At 66.6% G+C, this 20537-nt stretch carries 21 protein-coding genes; 16 read left to right on the top strand and 5 right to left on the bottom strand.

What is annotated here, in order from left to right:
• The first annotated feature begins 3 nt into the window (after window positions 1–3).
• The 6 genes from BLQ85_RS16145 (at window position 4) to BLQ85_RS16120 (ending at window position 6011) form a co-directional block, all read left to right on the top strand.
• Entirely contained in the window at window positions 4–1863 is a 1860-nt protein-coding gene (locus BLQ85_RS16145; RefSeq protein WP_074578263.1) for a feruloyl-CoA synthase, read from the top strand.
• A 19-nt stretch (window positions 1864–1882) separates the two neighbouring features.
• Complete coding sequence (locus BLQ85_RS16140; RefSeq protein WP_074578262.1) at window positions 1883–3136, top strand: thiolase family protein; 1254 nt, start codon at window positions 1883–1885, stop codon at window positions 3134–3136.
• Window positions 3133–3918, top strand: coding sequence for an SDR family NAD(P)-dependent oxidoreductase (locus tag BLQ85_RS16135; protein WP_074578261.1), 786 nt, complete (start codon window positions 3133–3135; stop codon window positions 3916–3918). The genes BLQ85_RS16140 and BLQ85_RS16135 overlap by 4 nt, the downstream gene beginning before the upstream one ends.
• A gap of 5 nt (window positions 3919–3923) precedes the next feature.
• On the top strand, window positions 3924–4343 hold the full coding sequence (locus BLQ85_RS16130; RefSeq protein ID WP_074578260.1) for an acyl-CoA thioesterase: 420 nt from the start codon (window positions 3924–3926) through the stop codon (window positions 4341–4343).
• A 94-nt stretch (window positions 4344–4437) separates the two neighbouring features.
• Window positions 4438–5427, top strand: a complete 990-nt coding sequence (locus BLQ85_RS16125; RefSeq protein ID WP_074578259.1) for a Bug family tripartite tricarboxylate transporter substrate binding protein — start codon at window positions 4438–4440, stop codon at window positions 5425–5427.
• Window positions 5428–5552: 125 nt separating this feature from the next.
• Window positions 5553–6011 carry a MarR family winged helix-turn-helix transcriptional regulator gene (locus BLQ85_RS16120; RefSeq protein WP_074578258.1) on the top strand — a complete coding sequence of 153 codons (459 nt, stop codon included), beginning with the start codon at window positions 5553–5555 and terminating at the stop codon, window positions 6009–6011.
• Between the two features lie 20 nt (window positions 6012–6031).
• On the opposite strand, the gene BLQ85_RS16115 is transcribed toward BLQ85_RS16120, so the two are convergent.
• The gene (locus tag BLQ85_RS16115; protein ID WP_074578257.1) at window positions 6032–7765 is read right to left on the bottom strand and encodes a GMC family oxidoreductase; all 1734 of its coding nucleotides are present in this window, start codon (window positions 7763–7765) and stop codon (window positions 6032–6034) included.
• Window positions 7766–8101: 336 nt separating this feature from the next.
• Here BLQ85_RS16115 and BLQ85_RS16110 point away from each other — a divergent pair, with 336 nt between their 5' ends.
• From BLQ85_RS16110 to creD, 6 genes are all read left to right on the top strand, one after another.
• Window positions 8102–9232, top strand: coding sequence for an MlaE family ABC transporter permease (locus BLQ85_RS16110; RefSeq protein ID WP_074578587.1), 1131 nt, complete (start codon window positions 8102–8104; stop codon window positions 9230–9232).
• Window positions 9229–10017 (top strand): ABC transporter ATP-binding protein, encoded by a 789-nt coding sequence (locus BLQ85_RS16105; protein WP_074578256.1) that lies wholly within the window; start codon window positions 9229–9231, stop codon window positions 10015–10017. Before BLQ85_RS16110 ends, BLQ85_RS16105 begins: the two co-directional genes overlap by 4 nt.
• A gap of 12 nt (window positions 10018–10029) precedes the next feature.
• Complete coding sequence (locus BLQ85_RS16100) at window positions 10030–10962, top strand: MlaD family protein (RefSeq protein WP_074578255.1); 933 nt, start codon at window positions 10030–10032, stop codon at window positions 10960–10962.
• Window positions 10959–11633: an ABC-type transport auxiliary lipoprotein family protein gene (locus tag BLQ85_RS16095; protein ID WP_074578254.1), complete on the top strand. Its 675-nt coding sequence runs from the start codon at window positions 10959–10961 to the stop codon at window positions 11631–11633. The genes BLQ85_RS16100 and BLQ85_RS16095 overlap by 4 nt, the downstream gene beginning before the upstream one ends.
• 13 nt (window positions 11634–11646) lie before the next feature.
• Complete coding sequence (locus BLQ85_RS16090) at window positions 11647–12234, top strand: Crp/Fnr family transcriptional regulator (protein ID WP_074578253.1); 588 nt, start codon at window positions 11647–11649, stop codon at window positions 12232–12234.
• Window positions 12235–12341: 107 nt separating this feature from the next.
• Complete coding sequence (gene creD, locus BLQ85_RS16085) at window positions 12342–13700, top strand: cell envelope integrity protein CreD (RefSeq protein ID WP_074578585.1); 1359 nt, start codon at window positions 12342–12344, stop codon at window positions 13698–13700.
• Between the two features lie 14 nt (window positions 13701–13714).
• Here creD and creC read toward each other — a convergent pair whose 3' ends face one another.
• The 4 genes from creC to BLQ85_RS16065 all read right to left on the bottom strand — a co-directional run bounded on the left by creC (window position 13715) and on the right by BLQ85_RS16065 (window position 17350).
• Window positions 13715–15109 (bottom strand): two-component system sensor histidine kinase CreC, encoded by a 1395-nt coding sequence (creC, locus tag BLQ85_RS16080; protein ID WP_074578252.1) that lies wholly within the window; start codon window positions 15107–15109, stop codon window positions 13715–13717.
• A gap of 1 nt (window position 15110) precedes the next feature.
• Entirely contained in the window at window positions 15111–15809 is a 699-nt protein-coding gene (creB, locus tag BLQ85_RS16075) for a two-component system response regulator CreB (protein WP_074578251.1), read from the bottom strand.
• Window positions 15810–15815: 6 nt separating this feature from the next.
• The gene (locus tag BLQ85_RS16070; RefSeq protein WP_074578250.1) at window positions 15816–16448 is read right to left on the bottom strand and encodes a MarC family protein; all 633 of its coding nucleotides are present in this window, start codon (window positions 16446–16448) and stop codon (window positions 15816–15818) included.
• Window positions 16449–16603: 155 nt separating this feature from the next.
• Window positions 16604–17350 (bottom strand): SDR family oxidoreductase, encoded by a 747-nt coding sequence (locus BLQ85_RS16065; RefSeq protein ID WP_074578249.1) that lies wholly within the window; start codon window positions 17348–17350, stop codon window positions 16604–16606.
• Between the two features lie 139 nt (window positions 17351–17489).
• On the opposite strand from BLQ85_RS16065, the gene BLQ85_RS16060 reads away from it, so the two are divergent.
• The 4 genes from BLQ85_RS16060 to BLQ85_RS16045 all read left to right on the top strand — a co-directional run bounded on the left by BLQ85_RS16060 (window position 17490) and on the right by BLQ85_RS16045 (window position 20536).
• A complete protein-coding gene (locus BLQ85_RS16060; RefSeq protein ID WP_074578248.1) occupies window positions 17490–18098 on the top strand; it encodes a 2-hydroxychromene-2-carboxylate isomerase in 609 nt (202 codons plus the stop codon).
• 55 nt (window positions 18099–18153) lie between these two features.
• Window positions 18154–18843, top strand: a complete 690-nt coding sequence (locus tag BLQ85_RS16055; protein WP_074578247.1) for a dienelactone hydrolase family protein — start codon at window positions 18154–18156, stop codon at window positions 18841–18843.
• A gap of 2 nt (window positions 18844–18845) precedes the next feature.
• Window positions 18846–19724 (top strand): amidohydrolase family protein, encoded by an 879-nt coding sequence (locus BLQ85_RS16050; RefSeq protein WP_074578246.1) that lies wholly within the window; start codon window positions 18846–18848, stop codon window positions 19722–19724.
• 149 nt (window positions 19725–19873) lie between these two features.
• Window positions 19874–20536 (top strand): glutathione S-transferase family protein, encoded by a 663-nt coding sequence (locus tag BLQ85_RS16045; protein WP_074578245.1) that lies wholly within the window; start codon window positions 19874–19876, stop codon window positions 20534–20536.
• Window position 20537: the final 1 nt, after the last annotated feature.

Here is a 20537-nt window from a genome sequence, read left to right as displayed (position 1 = left end):
ATCATGAGCGCCCCAAAATTCCGCCCGCTGCGCTTTGGCGTGACCCGTGCCGTGCTGCGCGAAGGCCAGCCCGGCGTCCGCTACCTGCGCGCCGACCAGGCCCTGAAAGACTATCCCGACCGCATCACCGACCGGCTGCGGCATTGGGCGCAGGCCGCGCCAGAGCGCAGCTTCATGGCGCGGCGCGAAAAGCTTGCCGGCGGCACGACCGGCGAATGGCGGCACCTGAGCTACGCCCAGGCCTGGGCGGCGGCGCGCGGCATTGCTCAAGGCTTGCTGGACCGCGGCCTCAGCGCCGAGCGGCCCGTGGTGATCCTGTCCGAGAACAGCCTGGAGCATGCGCAGCTGGCCCTGGGCTGCCTGGTGGCCGGCGTGCCCTTTGTGCCGGTTTCGCCGCCGTACTCGCTGGTCAGCCAGGACTACGACAAGCTGCGCCATGTGGTCAAGACCGTGACGCCGGGCCTTGTGTTTGCCGCCGATGCGCAGCGTTATGGCAAGGCCATCCAGGCCGTGCTGGAGCCGGGGGTCGAGGTGCTGCTGGCCGACGGGCAGATCGAGGGGCGCGCCAGCACGCGCTTCGCGGACCTGGCCGCAACACCGGCGACGGCCGCGGTGGACCGCGCCATGCAGGCCACCGGCCCGGACACCATCGTGAAGTTCCTGTTCACCAGCGGCTCGACCAAGATGCCCAAGGCGGTGATCAACACCCAGCGCATGTGGTGCGCCAACCAGCAGCAGATGGCGCAGTCCATGCCGGTGTTGCAGGAGGAGCCGCCGGTGCTGGTCGACTGGCTGCCCTGGAACCACACCTTCGGCGGCAACCACAACTTCGGCATGGTGCTGTTCCACGGCGGAACGCTCTACATCGACGACGGAAAACCCACACCCGCGCTGATGCACGAGACCTTGCGCAACTTGCGCGAAATCGCCCCCACGGTGTACTTCAATGTGCCGACCGGTTTTGAGGCCATCGCCAACGCCATGAAAACGGACACGGAGCTGCGGCGCAATCTGCTGTCGCGCGTGAAGATGTTCTTTTATGCCGGGGCTTCGCTCGCCCAGCCGGTCTGGGACAGCCTGTATGAATCCGAGGAAAAGGAAGTGGGCGAACGCATCGTCATGGCCACCGGCCTGGGCATGACCGAGTCCGGGCCTTTCGCCATCTTTGTGACCAGTCCCGAGGTGAAGGCCGGCGACCTGGGTGTTCCCGCGCCCGGCATCGAACTCAAGCTGGCCGACATCGACGGCAAGACCGAGGTCCGCTACAAGGGCCCCAACATCACGCCCGGCTATTGGCGGGCGCCGCAGGAAACGGCGCAGGCGTTCGACGAGGAAGGTTTTTTTTGCACCGGCGACGCCGTCAAATGGATTGATGAGGGCAACATCCACCTCGGCCTGAAGTTCGACGGGCGCATCGCCGAAGACTTCAAGCTCGCCACCGGCACCTTTGTCAGCGTGGGTCCGCTGCGCGCGAAAATCATCGCGGCGGGAGCGCCTTATGTACAGGACGTGGTCCTCACGGGCATCAACCTCAGGGAAGTGGGCGCGCTGGTTTTCCCATCCCCCGCGGTGCGCGCGCTCTCGGGGCTTGCGCCCGAGGCGCCGCTGCGCGAGGTTCTCGAATGCGAGCAGGTGATCGCGCATTTCCAGGCTGTGCTGGACACGCTCGCGCAGAGCGCCACTGGCAGCGCCAGCTGCATAGGCCGATTGCTCCTGATGCACGAGCCGCCTTCTTTCGACAAGGGCGAGGTCACCGACAAGGGCTCCATCAACCAGCGCGCCGTGCTCACGCACCGGGCGGTGCTGGTGACGGCCCTGCACGAGGACGCCGCGCATCCCATCCTTAAACCCGCCGCACGCTAAAACCACGAACCTCACCACCATGCAACACAAAGGATTTTTCTCTGCCTTCCAGGACGTCTGGATGCTGGACGGCATGCGCACGCCCATGGTCGACTATTGCGGCGCCCTGGGCCATGTGTCGCCCACCGACCTCGGCATCAAGGCCGCGCGCGCCGTGCTGCAGCGCAGTGGCGTCAGCCCCGGCGATGTCGACTCGGTGATTGCCGGCAACATGGCCCCTGGCGATTTCGAGCAGTTCATGCTGCCGCGCCATATCGGCCTGTATGCCGGCGTGCCGGTGGAAGTGCCCGCCATCATGGTGCAGCGCATCTGCGGCACCGGCTTCGAGCTGTTCCGGCAGGCCGGCGAACAGATACAGAGCGGCGCGGCCAACGTGGCGCTGGTCGTCGGCGCCGAGAGCATGACGCGCAACCCGATCGCGGCCTTTGAGCACCGCACCGGCTTCAAGCTGGGCGCGCCCGTCGGCTTCAAGGATTTCATGTGGGAGGCCCTCAAGGACTCGGCCGCCGGCATCGACATGATCCAGACCGCGGAAAACCTCGCGAAGAAATACGGCATCACGCGCGAAGCGGTCGACGAATTCGCCTCCAGCTCCTTCGCCAAGGCCGTGGCGGCCCGGGATGCCGGTTTTCACGCCGGGGAGATTGTGCCGGTGGTCAGCGAGAAATTTGAACTCCCCGGCTATGCCACGCGCGGCATCAGCCTGGGCAAGCTGACGGAAGTCGCGCAGGACACCCATGCCCGGCCGTCACCCGTCGAGGTCCTGGCCAAACTCAGGGCGGTGCATGCCGGCGGTGTGCAGACCGGCGGCAACAGCGCGGCGCTGGTGGACGCTGCCGCCGCTGCCGTGGTGGCCTCCGGCGCCTACGTGAAGGCCCGTGGCGGCAAGCCGCTGGCGCGTGTGGTGGCCGCCGCGGTGGTCGGTGTGCCGCCCGAGATCATGGGCATAGGCCCGGCTCCCGCGATCCGCCTGCTGCTCGAGCGCTGCGGCCTCAGGCTGGAGCAGATCGGCCGTTTTGAAATCAACGAAGCCCAGGGCGCGCAGACGCTGGCGGTCGCCCGCGAGCTGGACCTGGACCTCGGCAAGCTCAACGTCAACGGCGGGGCGATCGCCATGGGCCACCCCCTGGCGGTGACCGGTGTGCGCCTTACGGTCACCGTCGCGCGCGAGATCCAGCGCGCAGGCATGCGCTACGGCATTGCCTCGGCCTGTGTGGGCGGCGGCCAGGGCATTGCGCTGCTGCTGGAGAACCCGCAAGGAGGAGCGGCATGAAGATCGAAGGACTCGCGGCGCTGGTCACCGGCGGCGGCTCGGGGCTGGGCGAAGCCACCGCCCGTGAACTGGCGCGCCTGGGCGCCAGGGTTGCCGTGCTGGACATCAACCTGGCGAACGCCGAAAAGGTTGCCGCCGATATTTGCGCGGCCCATGGCCCGGCCGCCGCGCTGGCCTGCGGCTGCGACATCACCGACAGCGCCAGCGTGCAGGCCGCGCTGGACAAGGCCGCCGCCGCGCACGGCCCGGCCCGCATCCTGATGAACATCGCCGGCATAGGGTCGGCCAAACGCATCGTCGCCAAGGACGGTACACCGGCGCCGCTGGAGGACTTTGCCAGGGTGGTCGGCATCAACCTGGTCGGCAGCTACAACGTCAGCCGGCTGTTCGCGGCCGCCTGCGCCAGGCTGGCGCCGCTGGAGGACGGCCAGCGCGGCGTCATGATGTTTACCGCCTCGGTCGCCGCCTTCGACGGCCAGGTCGGGCAGCAGGCCTACAGCGCTTCCAAGGCCGGCCTGGCCGGCATGACGCTGCCCATGGCGCGCGACCTGGCGCAGCACGGCATCCGCGTCTGCACGGTGGCGCCCGGCCTGTTCGCCACGCCGCTGATGGCGCAGCTGCCCGAAGCGGTCCAGGCGTCGCTGGCCGCCAGCATTCCTTTTCCGCAGCGCCTGGGCAGGCCGCAGGAGTTCGCGCAACTGGCCGCGCACATCGTCCACAACGACCACCTGAACGGCGAAGTCATACGCCTGGACGGTGCACTGCGCATGGCGCCAAGGTGAGCCGCATGGAAAAGACCGTGGTCTATGAAGTGAAGGTCGCGTTCGGCGACTGCGATCCCGCCGGGATCGTGTTTTTCCCCAACTTCTCGCGCTGGATGGATGCCGCGTCGCTGAATTTCTTCGCCGCATGCGGCGTGCCGCCCTGGCGGGAGCTGGTCAAGAGCACCGGCATCATAGGAACGCCCCTGCTGGAGATCAACACCCGCTTCAGCCTGCCCGCCACCTATGGCGAAACCCTGCACATACATACCAGCGTGCAAGAGTGGCGGGACAAGGTGTTTATCCAGAAGCATGTGATCCGGCGCGGCGAGGACCTGATTTGCGAAGGCCGGGAAACGCGCGCCTTCTGCATACGCCACCCCGACAAGCCCGAGCGCATGAAAGCCATTCCCGTACCCCAGGATATCCGCAGCCAATGCAGTTGAACGGGCGCAACTGACGCGACCGGTGTGTCCGGCCCCTGGCGCCTGGCGGATTTTGCTTTTTCGACCCGTGAACTTAACTACAAGGAGACATCTCATGCAAACACGTCGTCATTTTGTGCAGGGCGCCGCGGCGCTTTCAGCGGCCGCCCTCGCGCCTTTCCCGGCCCTGGCGCGGGCGCTCGAACAGGTCAAAATCATCTACGGCTTCCCGGCCGGCAGCGCGGGTGACATCTGCGCGCGCCGCGTGGGCGACCGCCTCGGCGGCACCGCCTATGCCAATAACAACGCCATCGTGGACACCAAGACCGGTGCCGGCGGCCGCATCGCGCTGGAGGTGCTCAAGACGGCGCCGGCGGACGGTTCCGTGCTGGCGATGTCGCCGTTCTCCTGCCTGTCGCTGTACCCGCACATCTACAAAAAACTGTCCTATGACCCGTTCGCGGATTTCGTCACGGTGGGCACCGCCTCCATGATCCACCATGGGCTGGCCGTCGGGCCGCTGGTGCCGGCTTCGGTCAAGACCGTGCAGGACTTTCTCGCCTGGGCCAAGGCCAACCCCAAGGACGCCAGCTACGGCTCGCCCGCGGCAGGGTCGACCCCGCACTTCATAGGCGCGCTGCTGGGCCTGAACAACCATGTGGAGCTCAAGCACGTGCCCTACCGCGGTTCGGTGCCCGGCGTGACCGATGTGGTCGGCGGCCAGCTTGCCGCGATGGTGACGCCGCACGGCGACTTCATTCCCAACCACAAGGCCGGCAAGCTGCGCATCCTGGCCACCTCGGGCAAGCAGCGCTCGCCCTTTGTGCCCGAGGTGCCGACCTTCGCCGAGCAGGGTTTTGCCGACCTCACGGTGGAGGAGTGGTTCGGTTTCTATGCCCCCGCGAAAACACCCGCCAGCACGGTGGCCGCGGCCAACGCTGCCATCAATGCCGCCATCCAGGACAAATCCGTCATCGACTCGCTCACGGTGGTGGGACTGATTCCCTACGGCGGCACCGCGGACGACATGGCCTACAGCCAGAAGCGCGAGTTCGAGCGCTGGGGCCCGCTGATCAAAAAAGTCGGCTTCACCGCCGAGTCCTGATGTCCCCGCGCCGGGCCGGCCTTGGCGGGACGGCCCGGGCGCCGTCCGGGCGCGTTGGCATAATCGGGTTAGGAGCCTGCCCGTGCCAGCAGCGTTGCCCGATAACGAAAGCGCCCTGATCCCCTATGCCAGTGTCGTCCAAACCCGCTCCCGCGGTAGAGGAGGTGGATACCTCCTATCTCGAAACCCTGGTGGGCTACAACGCCACGCGTGCCTCCCTCAAGGTCATTGAGTTGTTCAGCAAGCGCATGGCGGTCTACGACCTCCGGCATGTGGATTTTTCGATCCTGTCCCTGATCACGCACAACCCCGGCATCACCTCGCGCCAGCTTTGCGGCGCGCTCAGCATCCTGCCGCCCAACCTCGTCGGGAAAATCGTCACGCTGGAAAAACGCAAGCTGGTGCACCGCAAGCCGCATCCGCAGGACGGCCGCGCCGTGGGGCTTTACCTCACCGATGCGGGCCAGGCCTTGATGCGCGATGCCGAAGGCACGGCCGTCGACCTGGAAACCGAGGCCACGCAGCGCCTGAGCGCCGCGGAAAAGAAGACGCTGATGCGCCTTCTGCAAAAGATCTACCGCTAAAGCGCGCGGCTCGCGGCCACTCAGATCCCGGCCTGGATCCAGGCCGCCGCCTTCTCCGCGATCATCAGCGTGGGCGAGTTGGTGTTGCCGCTGGTGATCAGCGGCATCACGCCGGCATCGACCACGCGCAGGCCGCGAATGCCGCGTACCCTGAGGTGCGAGTCCACCACCGCCATCGGGTCGTCGTCGCGGCCCATTTTCGTGGTGCCCACCGGGTGGAAGATGGTGGTGGCGATGTCGCCGGCCAGCCGCGTGAGTTCCTCATCCGTCTGGAACTGCACACCCGGCTTGAACTCCTCGGGCCGGTACTTGGCCAGCGCGCTCTGGCTCACGATGTTGCGCGTCACGCGCAGCGAATCGGCCGCCACCTTGCGGTCTTCGGCCGTGCTCAGGTAGTTGGGCGCAATCGCCGGCGCGTCCTCGAAGCGGCCGCTCTTGATGTGCACCGTACCGCGGCTGGTTGGGTTCAGGTTGCAGACGCTGGCGGTAAAAGCATTGAAGCCGTGCAGCGGCTCGCCGAAAGCGTCCAGCGACAGCGGCTGCACGTGGTACTGGATGTTGGGGTAGGGCTGGTCGGGCGAACTGCGCGTGAACGCGCCCAGCTGCGAGGGCGCCATGCTCATGGGGCCGGTCTGGCGCAGCGCGTATTCCAGCCCGATGCGGGCCTTGCCCCAGAGCGAATTGGCCATGGTGTTGAGTGACAGGCCCCAGCGCTTGTCGCCGTGGAACTTGTAGACCGAGCGGATCTGCAGGTGGTCCTGCAGGTTGGCGCCCACGCCGGGCAGGTCCTGCAGCACGGGAATGCCGTGCTGCTGCAGCAGGGCGGCCGGGCCTATGCCCGAGAGCTGCAGGATTTGCGGCGAGCCTATGCTGCCCGCGCACAGGATGACCTCGCCCATGGGGCCGGAGTCGCGCGTGGCGCGCGCCGTGACGCGCTCGCTGCCGGCCCACACTTCCACGCCGGTGCAGCGCTGGCCGCCGTCCGGCTGCGCTTCTATCACCAGCTTGCACACCTGGGCGTTGTTCCACAGCTCGAAATTGGGGCGGGCGTAGCAGGCGGGCCGCAAAAAAGCCTTGGCGGTGTTCCAGCGCCAGCCGTTTTTCTGGTTGACCTCGAAGTAGCCCACGCCCTCGTTGTCGCCGCGGTTGAAGTCGCCGCTGGCCGGGATGCCGGCCTGCTGCGCCGCTTCGGCAAAGGCGTCCAGGATGTCCCAGCGCAGGCGCTGCTTTTCAACGCGCCATTCGCCGCCGGCGTTGCGGTGGCGCAGCACCTTCTGGTAGGGCTGGCTCTTGTCCTGCATCAGCTCGGGCGCCGTGCCGCGCGCGCCGTGCATCGCGTCGGCGCCCTTGTGGTGGTCTTCGTGCAGCTTGAAGTGCGGCAGGGAATTTTCCCAGCGCCAAGCCATGTCGCCGGTCAGCTGGGCCCACTGGTCGTAGTCGCGCGCCTGGCCGCGCATATAGATCATGCCGTTGATGCTGGAGCAGCCGCCCAGGGTCTTGCCGCGCGGATAGCGCAGCGCCCGGCCGTTGAGCCCGGCGTCGGGTTCGGTGTTGTAAAGCCAGTCGGTGCGCGGGTTGCCTATGCAGTAGAGATAGCCCACCGGGATGTGGATCCAGTGGTAGTCGTCCTTGCGGCCCGCCTCGATCAGCAGCACGCGTTTGGACGCGTCGGCGCTCAGGCGGTTGGCCAGCAGGCAGCCCGCGGTGCCGGCGCCAATGATGATGTAGTCAAAAACCTGGCTCTCGTCTTGCATGGATGCCTTTGTCTCGTCGTTATTGGAAGATTAGCGGGAAAAACCGGGCCGGCGGCCACGGCCGCAGCGCACCGCAGGGCCCATGCTGCCAGCCCAGCCTAACGCGGGGCTGACCACCGCATCCTGGTCGATTGTGGCAAAACCCGGATGGCCACATGGCGGGGATTACCCGCCGGATGCCATGGCGCGTGGGCTTTGGCCGTCTTCCAGTCACGGTGTAGGACCAGGGCGACAGCGCTGGCGGCGGTGCGGCAAGGGTGTTTTCAGCAGTTACCATGCAACTTTGTGTTTCGTACATTGCAAACTGCCGGCTTGCGCCTGGCCTGACTAATGTTTATGGAAGACTCCACGCCCCGCATAGCACTGCAGGATACGCCGCAAGGCCGGCTGTTTGTCGTGCAAGGTGCGTGGACGGCCGCCGGCCTTACCGGTGAGAGCGTCTGGGATGCGCTGACCGCGCAGCTCCAGGGCCTGAAAGACGGCGGCGCTTCCCCTGCGGGCTGGAGTCTGGAACAGGTCGGCAAACTCGACCACCTGGGCGCGCAGGTGCTGTGGAACCACTGGGGCCGCGACTGGCCGGCGCAGTTGCAGGCCGAGCCCAGCCAGCGCGCGGTGCTGGAAACCGTCGCCAAATTCAGCACCGACCCGCCCAAACCCCGCAAGCCCGACTGGAGCCAGCCCTTTATCCTGCTGGGGACGCGGGTGCTGCGGCTGCTGGACCACCTCAAGGGCCTGGTGCGCCTGATTGGGCAGCTGCTGCTGGACCTCATCCACCTGGTACGGCGCCCGCAGGACGGCCCCTGGCGCGACCTGTCGGGCCATCTGTTCCACATAGGCGCCACCGCGCTGCCCATCACCGCGCTGGTCGGGTTTCTGATCGGCGTGGTGCTGGCCTACCTGATCTCGCAACAGCTGCGCCAGTTCGGCGCCGACGCTTTTATCGTCAACATCCTGGGCATCTCACTGATCCGCGAACTCGGGCCGGTGCTGGCCGCCATCCTGATCGCCGGGCGCAGCGGCTCGGCCATCACGGCGCAGATCGGCGTGATGCGCGTCACCGAGGAGCTCGACGCCATGCGCGTCATGGGCATCGCGCGCGGCTTTCGCCTGGTCATGCCGCGCGCGCTGGCGCTGGCCGTGGTGATGCCCCTGATCAGCGTCTGGACCACTATCGCCGCCTTGCTGGGCGGCATGCTGGCCGCCGACATTTCCATGGATGTCACGCCGTCCTACTTCATCAACTCGCTGCCGGCCGCGGTGGACGTGGCCAACCTCACGCTGGCCACGGGCAAGTCGGTGGTCTTCGGTGTGCTGATCGCGCTGGTCGGCTGCCACTACGGCCTGCGCGTCAAACCCAACACCGAAAGCCTGGGGCAGGGGACCACAGCCTCGGTGGTGACGTCGATCACCGTGGTCATCCTGGTCGATGCGCTGTTCGCGGTCTTGTTTAAAAGCGTGGGCATATGAGCGATCCCATCGTCGACATCAAAAAGCTCTGGACCGTGTTCCCCAACGGCGAGAAAAAAGCCGTGGTGCACAAAGACCTGGACCTGACCGTGGAGCGCGGCGAGGTGCTGTCCCTGGTGGGAGGATCGGGTACCGGCAAGACCGTGCTGCTGCGCCAGATGCTGGGGCTGGAGAAACCGACCCAGGGCGAGATCACGGTGCTGGGCAGGCCGGCGGCCGAGCTCGGCAAGCAGGGTGCGGCCAGCCGCGTCGGCATGCTGTTCCAGCAGGGCGCGTTGTTCTCGGCCTTCACCGTGCTGGAGAACATTGCCTTTCCGCTGCGTGAACTCAAGACTTTGCCGCGCGCGCTGATCTACGAGGCGGCCATGGTCAAGCTGCAGATGGTGGGCCTGGGACCCGATGCGGCCGACAAGATGCCCAGCGACCTCTCGGGCGGCATGATCAAACGCGTGGCCCTGGCGCGCGCCCTCATCATGGACCCGCCGCTGTTATTGCTTGACGAGCCCACGGCCGGGCTGGACCCGGAAAGCTCCGACAGCTTTGTCTCATTGCTGCGCTCGCTGCACCGCGACATGGAACTCACGGTGGTCATGGTGACGCACGACCTGGACACGCTGTTTGAACTCAGCACCCGCATCGCGGTGCTGGCAGAGCACAAGGTCATCGTCAACGACGTTCCCAAGGAAGTGGTGGCCTTCCCGCACCCCTTCATCCACGAATTTTTCCTCGGGGAAAGGGGGCAGCGCGCGATGGAGTTATTACGCGAATACCCTTTTACCGTCTAGAAAGGCATCACTATGGAAAACAAAGCCCATGCCATGGCCGCCGGCGCTTTTGTGCTGGTGGTCACCGCCTTGCTGGTCCTGCTGGCCGTCTGGCTCACGCGCGACAACACCCAGCGCGACCTCTACGACATGAGCACCAGCGAAACCGTCTCCGGCCTGCAGCCGCAGGCGGCGGTGCGCTTTCGCGGTGTGCCGGTGGGCAAGATCGAGCTCATAGGCTTTGACGAGAAGGTCAAGGGCAATGTGTTGATTCGCGTCTCCATAGACCGCGGCGCGCCGGTCACCAAGTCCACGTTCGCGACTGTCGCCTCGCAGGGTGTCACCGGGCTGGGTTTTATCCAGCTCGACGACGACGGCAAGTCTGCCGAGCGCCTGGCCGTCAACGACGACGACCCGCCGCGCATTCCGCTCAAGCCCGGCGGCCTGGACAAGCTGCTCAAACAAAGCGAGGTGATCTTCAACCAGGTCGAGGAAGCCAGTACGCGGCTGAACAAGCTGCTGTCGGACGAAAACCAGCAGGCCATCACCGCGGCCGTCAAGCAGCTCGGCAACGCCGCCGGCAGCATGGACCGTGTCGCCAAAGGGCTGGAGCCCACGGTGGCATCCTTGCCGGCCCTGTCGCGCGACACCACGGCCACGCTGAAGTCCGTCAAGACGGCCGCTGATGACATCAGCACGACCGCCACCCGCCTCAATGAAAAGGGCGGGCCGCTGGACAAGCTCTCCGAAGGCGGCACCGCGCTGGCCGCGGGCGTGGAGACCTTCAGCGCCGCAACGCTGCCCAAGCTCGGCGAAGTCGCCGACGAAACCGCGCGCGCCATGCGCCAGATGCGCCGTACTGTCAGCGCCGTCGACGATAACCCGCAGTCGCTGATCTTCGGCAACGGCCCGCCCGTACCCGGCCCCGGCGAACCCGGATTTTCCGCCTCTGGAGTGAAAAAATGACGTCCACTTTTTCCAAATTTCCTTCGCGGGCCGTGGGCCTGGCCGGTGCACTGCTGGCCGCCCTGGCGCTGGCCGGCTGTTCGGGCTTGCCCGACAAACCGACGCGCGCCACCATGTACGACTTCGGCCCGGGCCCGACCGCCACCCTGCCCACCACGCGCCAGGCGCCGCTGCCGCCGCTGGCCCTGGACGACGTCTCCACCCCGGGCGGCGCGCTGGACAACATGGCGGTGCTGTACCGCCTGGGCTATGCCGACACGCAGCAACTGCGCCCTTATTCGCAGGCGCGCTGGAGCATGCCGCCCGCGCAGCTGGTGCGCCAGCGTGTGCGCGAGCAGCTGGGCCAGCGCCGTGCCGTGTTCAACGCCGGGGCCAGCGTGGCGCTGAACCGCAGCCAGAACGCGGTGCTGCCGCTGCTGCTGCGCCTGGACCTTGAAGAGTTCAGCCACCTGTTCAGCTCGCCCACGGCCAGCGTCGGCCTGATCCGGTTGCGCGCCACGCTGCTGGAGGTCACACCCGCCGGCGAGAAGCTGGTCGGCCAGCGCAACGTCATCGTGCAGCGGCCGGCGCCCAGCAGCGACGCACCCGGTGGCGTGCAGGCCCTGACGGCCGCCACCGATGCGGCCATCGCCGAGATCGACCAGTGGCTGCAGCAAACTCCCGCGCGTTGACGCGCGCAGCGCCATGAAAACGCTGCAAGAACAGCTGGACGCCGCCGGGCTGCATGTGTTCGGCTGCTGCGAACGCCTGAGCGCCTACGGCCCGGACCTGCTGCAGACCTCGCAGCTGCTGCAGGATTTCACGCCGGCCGAGGCCGATATCCTGGGCGCCTCCATGCTGCTGGTGCGCGCCGAACCGGGCCAGGTGATGATCCGTGAAGGTGAGGCCGGCGACTGGATGATGCTGGTCCTCAAAGGCACGGTGGACGTCACCAAGCGCCTGGAGTTACCGGCGGACGCCGATGCCGATGCCGGCGCCGAAGCGGCCGTGTCGCGCGTGGCGGTGGTGCGTGCCGGTGCGGCGGTGGGCGACATGTCCATGCTGGACAGCGAGCCGCGCTATGCCACCTGCACCGCCATCGAGGCGGTGGAGGCCGGCGTCTGGGGCCGCCACGAAATCGCCCTGCTGATCCGCGACCACCCTGGCGTGGGCGCCAAGCTGCTGGTCAAGATCACCCAGATGATGGCGCAGCGCCTGCGCAATACCAGCAACCAGTTGGTCAGAATACTTAGAAAACAAGCTGCCGCAGCCGCGGAAACACCAGCGCGTTGAAGCGCCTGCCCGCACTTCACTTTCACTTCACACAGGCCGTGTGCAGCTCATGCTGCCTTCACACGCGGTTTGCAAACTCCCCTTCGTTGTTCAAACGAAAGGAAGTCATGAAACAGAAAGTCGCCGCACTCGCGCTGGTGATCGTGCTGCTGGTCGTCGCGCTGATGAAAATCAGCGACGTGGTGCACGACCGCCAGAACTACCGCCAGGTCGCCATCCAAAGCATCGCCCAAAGCCTGGCCGGCTCGCAGACCTTGACCGGCCCGCTGATCCACCGGGCTTGCACCGAAGAGTGGGATGTCACCAATGCCAGCAAGGAAGTGCGCAGCGAGCGCCGTGAATTCGTGCTGGCCGCCGCGCCGGCCTCGCTCACGCTCCAGGGGGCCAGCAAGCTGGAGCCGCGCGCACGCGGCCTGCATGCAACACAGGCGTTCAACCTCAAAGCCAGCCTGGTGGCCGAGTGGGCGGACCTGGAGGCGCTCAAACCCATACCGGAACACACCGGCTCGCGCATGAACTGCGGCCAGCCGCTGCTCATGATGGCGGTGTCCGACGCGCGCGGCATACGCCATGCGAGCGTGAAAATCGGCGAGCAGTTGCTGGCGCTCAAGCCCGGCACCTTTTACGGCAGCTACCCGCGCGGCGTGCATGCGCCGCTGTCGCCGGCCTTGCTGCAGGCCGTGCCGTTGCAGGCGCGGCTGGAGCTGGAACTGGTGGGCACCGAAAGCATTTCGGTGGTGCCGCTGGGCGGAGACACCCGGGTGCAGCTTACGTCCAACTGGCCGCACCCCAGCTTCAGCGGGCAGTTCCTGCCGGTGGACCGCAAGGTCACGCCCGAGGGTTTTGAGGCCAGCTGGCGCGTCAGCTCGCTGGCCAGCACGGCTCAGCAGGATGTGACCCAGCGGGACGCGGCCAAACGCAGGGGCACCTGCCCGCCCTATGAGAGTTCGGTCAGCAGCTCCTGTGTGGAGACCCTTAGCGTGACTTTTGTCGACCCCTCCAACACCTACGCGCTCAGCGACCGGGCCACCAAATACGGCCTGCTGTTCATAGGTTTGACCTTTCTGGCGGTAGGCATGTTCGAGTTCATGAAGTCGCTGCGTGTGCACCCCATCCAGTACCTGCTGGTGGGCGCGGCAATGAGCATGTTTTTCCTGCTGCTGGTCAGCCTGTCGGAGCACATGCCGTTTGAAAGTGCTTACGTGATCGCCTCGGCAGCCTGCGTGCTCCTGCTGACTTATTACGCCAGCCACATGCTGGGCCACTGGTCGCGCGGCCTGCCTTTCGGCCTGGGCATCGCCACGCTGTACGGCATGCTGTTTGTGCTGCTGCGTATGGAGCAGACGGCCCTGCTGCTGGGCGCCGTGGCCCTGTTCGCGGTGCTGGCCGCCGTGATGATGCTGACGCGCCGCGTCGACTGGTATGCGCGCTTCAAGCAGCCCGAAACCGTGAAGGCGGCCGGGTGATGGGCGCGGCCCGCCTAGAAATGCAGCTCGACCCGCAAGCCGGGCTGGGTGTTGCGTACCACCACGCGGCCGCCATGCAGCAGCATGATCTGGCGCACGATGGCCAGCCCCAGACCCGAGCCTTTGGTATGGCCGTCGGGGCGCACGGTCGAGAAAAAGCGTTCGCCCAGCCGGGGCAGGGCGTAGTCGGCCACGCCGGGGCCGCTGTCCTGCACGGCGATGCGGTCCGGTCCTGCCTCCAGCGTGATGGTCGAGCCCTGGGGCGCGAACGAGCGCGCGTTTTCCATCAGGTTGCTCAGCGCCAGGCCCAGCAGGCCGGGCTCCGCATGCACGTCGGCATGTTCCGGGCTGATTACGACTTTGACCGCATGCTGGGCCCGGCCGCCGGGCGCCACCTCAAAGGGTTTGAGGACGCCGGCCCAAGAAAGGCGCTCGCGCTCTACCTTTGCATGGCGCTGCTCCAGCTTCGTCAGCTCGAGCATGCGGTCCACCAGCGCCTGCATGCGGCCGGACTGGGCCAGTACCTGCCCCGAAAACTCGCGGCGCGCGTCTTCGGGGAGCTCGTCCTGCAGCAGCTCGCCCGCGCCGCGGATGGCGGCGAGCGGGCTTTTGAGCTCGTGCGTCAGGGCGCGCACGTAATCTTCTATGTACTCGTGGCCCTCGAGCTTCAGGCGCATGGCATCGACTGCCACGGCCAGTTCGCCAAGCTCACCCGGTATCTGCGGAACCGCGGGTTTTTCGCCCTGGCCGACGGCGTTGGCATAGCGGCGCAACTTGCGAATGCTCCATACCACCCACAGCGTTACCGCCACGCCGATGGCCAGCGACAGCACCAGCAGCAGCGCGCCGCTTAGCAGGATCTTGCGCTCGGCCCGGTCTATAAAGGCCTGTATCGTGGACATGGGCTTGGCGACGGTCAGCACGCCGATGATTTTTCCGTCACGCTGCACCGGCGCGGCCACATACATCACCGACGTGCGGTCGTCCTGCTGCACCTCGCGGGTGGCGCGCGCGCCGTATTCGCCGCGCAGGGTCAGAGCCACGTCGCGCCAGCGTGAATAATCCTGGCCGGTCGCCGCGTTCTCCGAATCAAACACCACCTTGCCGCCGGCGTCGGTGACGTAAACGCGAAAATCCAGCGACTGCTTGGCCAGGCCCCAGATTTTTGCGTCTATGGGGCGCCTGGCGTAGTTGCGCACATGGCCGGCAAAGCGGCCGTCCGCGATGGCGCCGGCCGCCAGGTCGTCGCCGGCCAGCTCGGCCAGGATGTTGGCGGTGTCCACCATCATGTCTTCCATGACCTCGCGCACGCTGGGTTTGACCTCGGCCATAAAGACGCGCAGCGTGAAAAACGCCGCCAGCCCGGTGACCAGGAAAAAACCGAACAGCAGGCGTATGCCCAGGCGCATCTCAGCCGCCTTTGATGCGGTCTACGTCCAGGGAATAACCCATGCCGCGGTGCGTTGTGATGCAGTCATGCCCTGGCGCGATCTCCTGCAGCTTGGCGCGCAGGGTCTTGATGTGGGTGTCCACGGTGCGGTCCGTGCTGTCCGTGCCGGCACCCCAGACGGCGTTCAGCAGTTCATCGCGCGAGCGTATACGGCCGCGGTGGCGCAGCAAATCGGCCAGCAGGCCGAACTCGCGGCGCGTCAGATTGAGCGGGCGGCCGTGCAGGCTCACGCGCTGGCCTGCGGTGTCGATCTCGAAAGGGCTGGCCGCCTGCGCCGGTGCGGGAGCCGGCATGCGCGCGCGGCGCAGCAGGCTGCGCACGCGTGCCAGCAGCTCGCGCGGGCTGAAGGGCTTGCTCACGTAATCGTCGGCGCCCAGCTCCAGGCCCAGCACGCGGTCGATTTCCTCGCCCTGGGCGCTGAGCATCAGCACCGGCAGGCTGCCGGCGGCGCGCAGCTCGCGGCACAAGTCCAGGCCGCTGCCGTCGGGCAGGCCGACGTCCAGGATCACGGCATCGGGTGGCTGCCGGCTGATCTGGGCGCGCGCATCGCCCAGCAGCAGGCTGTGGGTCACACTGAGGCCGTCGCGCTCCAGGGTGTAGATGATGGAGCGGGCAATCGCCGGGTCGTCCTCCACCAGCAGGATGCGCGCACCGGCCATCTGTATTCAGGTGCGAAGAATGGGGAACAGCTTGCCCAGGCCGTCGGCCATCACCTCGACCGAGAGCGCGGCCAAGATCAGGCCCATCAGCCGCGTCATGACGTTGATGCCGGTTTTGCCCAGTACGCGGGCAATCGGCTCGGCCAGTGAAAAGCAGATGGCGGTGGCCAGGGCGATCACGATGCCGTAACCGACCAGCATGGACAGCTGCAGGGCCGTCTTGGCCTTTTCGGCGTAAATCACCACCGTGGACATGGTGGCCGGCCCGGTCAGCAGCGGAATGGTCAGCGGCACCACGGCGATGCTGGCGCCGCGCGCGGCCTTGGCCGCGCCGTCTTCCATTTCATTGGTCTGCGGCTTGGCTTCGGCCGGCTGGGCATTCAGCATGTTCATGGAACTGATCAGCAGCAGCATGCCGCCGCCGACCTGGAAGCTCGCCAGCGAGATGCTGAAGAAGTCGAGGATCTGCAGGCCCAGCAGCGCGCTGATGGCGATCACGACAAAGGCGGTGAAGGACGCGACCAGCACGGTGCGGCGGCGCTGCTCGTCGGAAAAGTCCTGCGTGTAATGGATGAAGAAAGGCACGATGGCCAGCGGGTTGACGATGGCCAGCAGTGTCACAAGCGGTTTAAAGTCCATCGTTATTCCTTAAAGGCAACTCAAGAGGCAAGTAGGGTAGCGGACTGCGCAGTGGATTCCAGCAGGGGCCGCGGAACCGGCTTTGCCGGGCCGCAGGCGCAGCGCCCCCTCGGGGGGGCAGAGAGCTACACGCAGTGAGCGAACGTGGGGGCACGCTACCTGCCTCCTGCCACATCCAGCAACGCGCCGGTGGTGTAGCCCGCATTGTCGCCGAGCAGCCAGACAATCGAGGCGGCAACTTCGTCGGCGGTACCCGGGCGCTGCATGGGCACCTGGGGCGCCAGGTCGCGGGCGCGGTCGGGCAGGCCGCCCGAGGCGTGGATGTCGGTGTCGATGATGCCGGGGCGCACGGCATTCACGCGTATGCCCTCGGTGGCGACTTCCTTGGCCAGCCCGACGGTAAAGGTGTCGATGGCGCCCTTGGCCGATGCGTAGTCCACATACTGGCCCGGCGCGCCCAGCCGCGCCGCCGCGCTGGAGACATTGACGATGGAGCCGCCCGCGCCGCCGTAGCGCGTGCTCATGCGCTTGACGGCTTCGCGCGCGCAGAGGAAGGAGCCGAACACATTGATCTCGAACATGCGCCGCAGCCGCGCCAGGGTGATGGCGTCGACGCGGGTGGTGCGGTCCACCACGCCGGCGTTGTTGACCAGGCTGTCCAGCCGGCCCAGCTTGGCGTCCACTTTCTCGAACATGGCCAGTACCTGCGCCTCATCGGCCACATCGGCCTGCACCGTGATGGCGTTGCCGCCGGCCTGGCGGACCTGCCGCACCACCTCGTCGGCGGCCAGGGAGTTGCTGGCGTAGTTGACGGCCACCGCCCAGCCCTGGCGCGCCGCCAGCAGGGCCGAAGCCGCGCCTATGCCGCGCGAGCCACCCGTGATCAGAACAACTTTTGACAAACCGCACCTCCTGCAGAAAATGGCAATCCCGGGTAAAAACAAGGATTGGGCGGATCAATGTACCCTAAGCCGTATCTTGCGCAATGCCCGACCGCCGGCGGCGCGGCCCACCCATCCACAGACACTGACGGAGACACTCTTGAGCACCACCGTGGACTACTACTTCACCCCGCAAAGCCCCTGGACCTACCTGGGGCATGAGCGCTTCGCGCAGATCGCCCGGGCGGCGGGTGCCACCGTGCGGGTGCTGCCCATAGACCTGGGCGGCAAGGTGTTCCCGATCTCGGGCGGCTTGCCGCTGGCCCAGCGGGCACCGCAGCGTCAGGCCTATCGGCTGCTGGAGCTGCAGCGCTATTCGGACTACCTGCATGCGCCGCTGAACCTCAAGCCCAAGTACTTCCCGGTTTCCGGCGACGATGCGGCGCGCCTCATCATTGCCGTGGACCTGCATGACGGTACCGAAGCCGCGATGAAGATCGGCGGGGCCATCTTCAGCGCCGTATGGGTGCGCGAGCGCCACATCGCCGATGAAAAGGTGCTGGCCGAGCTGCTGGCCGAATGCGGCCTGCCCGCAGAACGGCTGGAGCAGTCCTTCAGCCAGGCCGTGCAGGAGCGCTATGAGGCCAACACCCAGCAGGCGATAGACGCCGGCGTGTTCGGCGCGCCCAGCTATGTGGTGGACGGCGAACTGTTCTGGGGCCAGGACCGGCTTGACTTCGTCGAGCGCAAACTCATGGCGGGCGCCTGAAGCGGCTGCTGATTCACCCCGCCACTCAACTTACGCAATTCTCAAGGAGCATCCCATGGGCCAATTCATCAATCTCACCGCCGCCGACGGTTTTGTCGTGCCGGCCTATGTCGCACAACCCGATGGCAAGCCGCGCGGCGGCGTCGTGGTGGTGCAGGAGATCTTCGGCGTCAACTCGCATATACGCGCCGTCACCGACCGCTTTGCCGCCCAGGGCTACCTCGCGGTGGCGCCCGCGACCTTTGAGCGCGTCAAGCCTGGCGTTGAGATGGGCTACAGCGAAGAAGACATGAAAGCCGGCTTCGAACTCAAGACCGCCGTCAGCGCCTTGCCCGGCGCCGGCGTGCTGCAGGACCTGCAGGCGGCGATAGACCATGCGGCCAAGGCCAGCGGCGGCAAGGTCGGCATCATCGGCTTTTGCTGGGGCGGGCTGCTGACCTGGCGGGCGGCCTGCCTGCTGGACGGCCTGTCGGCGGCGATTCCCTATTACGGCGGCGGCATCACGGCCGAGGAAGAAATCGCGCGCCAGCCCAAGTGCCCCGTCATGGCCCACTTCGGCGACCAGGACCACTGGATCCCCATGGAGGGCATAGAGGCTTTCACCAAGGCGCATCCTGAGGTCGAGGTGCACGTCTACCCGGCCAACCACGGCTTTAACTGCGACCAGCGCGGCTCCTACAACGAAGCGGCGGCCAAGCTGGCGCGCGAGCGTTCGCTGGCCTTTTTTGCCGCCAAGCTGGCTTGAGCATGCGCGGCGCGTGGGTAGCCCTCGTCCTGGCGGCCTGCGCGGCGCCGGGCTTTGCGGCCGACTATGCCGGGCCGCTGTTTGACACCCATCTGCATTACAACGAGGAGGCCTGGAACGGGAACAGCGGCCCGCACTCGCCGGCCGACGTGCTGGCGCGCATGCAGCGCAATGGCGTCAAGGCCATCGTCGCCAACTCGCGGCCCAACGACGGCACCAAGTCGCTGGCCGCCATGGCCGAGACGCGCAAGGCCGGTGTCACCGTGGTTCCCTTTATCCGCCTGTACCGCAACCGCGCCGATTACGACAACTGGTTTCGCGACGAGTCCATCTACGACATGGTGCAGGCGGAATTCGCGCGCGGCGTGGCCGGCGACCAGGCCGGGCCGTACAAGGGCATAGGCGAGTTCCACCTGTATGACAGCGCCAATGCCAACGGCGCCGTAGCCCGCAAGCTGATGCAGTTCGCCGCGAAGAACAAACTCGCGGTGCTGGCCCATGTGGACGACACGGCCATAGACCTGCTGATGGCCCATGCGCCCGACGCCCGGCTGGTCTGGGCGCACACCGGCATAGGCGGCGCACCGGTGGAGAGAGTCGACGCACTGCTGGGCAAATATCCGCAGCTCATGGGCGAGCTGTCTTACCGGCCGGGCCTGACCTGCGATGCCGGCAAACTGTGTCCTGAATGGCGCGCGCTGCTGCTCAAGTACCCGGGCCGCTTCATGATCGGCTCCGACACCTGGGTCAACCAGCGTTGGCTGTATTACGACGAACTCATGAAGGGCTATCGCGCCTGGCTGGGTGATCTACCGCCCGACGCGGCGCGCAAGATCGCCTGGGGCAATGCGGCTGGTATCTTCGGCATGGCCGAAAAATAATCTTCCACTAGAAATGACCGGATCGATATGAATGACCACGAGAATCTTCAGCCCAGCATGAGCCGCGGGACTGGCTTCGCCAGACCGCAGGCGGGCGGCCCCCTCGGGGGGCAGGGAGCTACACGCAGTGAGCGACCGTGGGGGCAATGATGTATCAACTGCACTTCTCCCCAAGCACCGCCGCCATGGCGCCCCATATCCTGCTCCAGGAACTGGGCGTTCCCTTTGAAAAAATCCTGGTCGACACCAGCACGGGCGCGCATCGTTCCGAGGCCTACCGCAAGCTCAATCCCAACGGCCTGATTCCGACGCTGGTCGACGGCGACCTGGTGCTTTACGAAACCGCCGCGATCTGCCTGCACCTGTGCGACAGGCACCCCGAGGCCGGCCTGGCCCCGGCGCCGGGCACGGCGGAGCGCGCGCATTTCTACAAGTGGCTGGTCTGGTTGACCAATACCGTGCAGTCCACCCTGATTGTTTATTTCTACACCGACCGCTGGATGGATGCCGGCAACAGCGCGGGCGTGGCCGAGCTGAAGTCGCATGCCGAAGCCAAGGTCGGCCTGATGCTGGACCAGCTGGACACCGAGTTGGCACGGCTGGAAAAAATACATGAACAGCCCTGGCTGCTGGGCGCGAAGTATTCGGCGGTGGACATCTACACGCTGATGCTGTGCCGCTGGACGCGCAACTTCGCGTCCAAACCCGCGCGTGACCGCGCGCACCTGGGTGCTTATTTGAAGCGCGCGCTGGCACGCCCCGCGGTGGTCAAGGCCTTCGAGGCCGAAGGCCTGGCCCAGCCCTGGGTCTGAG

Source organism: Polaromonas sp. JS666, from assembly GCF_900103405.1.
Taxonomy (GTDB): Bacteria; Pseudomonadota; Gammaproteobacteria; order Burkholderiales; family Burkholderiaceae_C; genus Polaromonas.
This window is presented reverse-complemented; position numbering and strand designations above follow the sequence as displayed.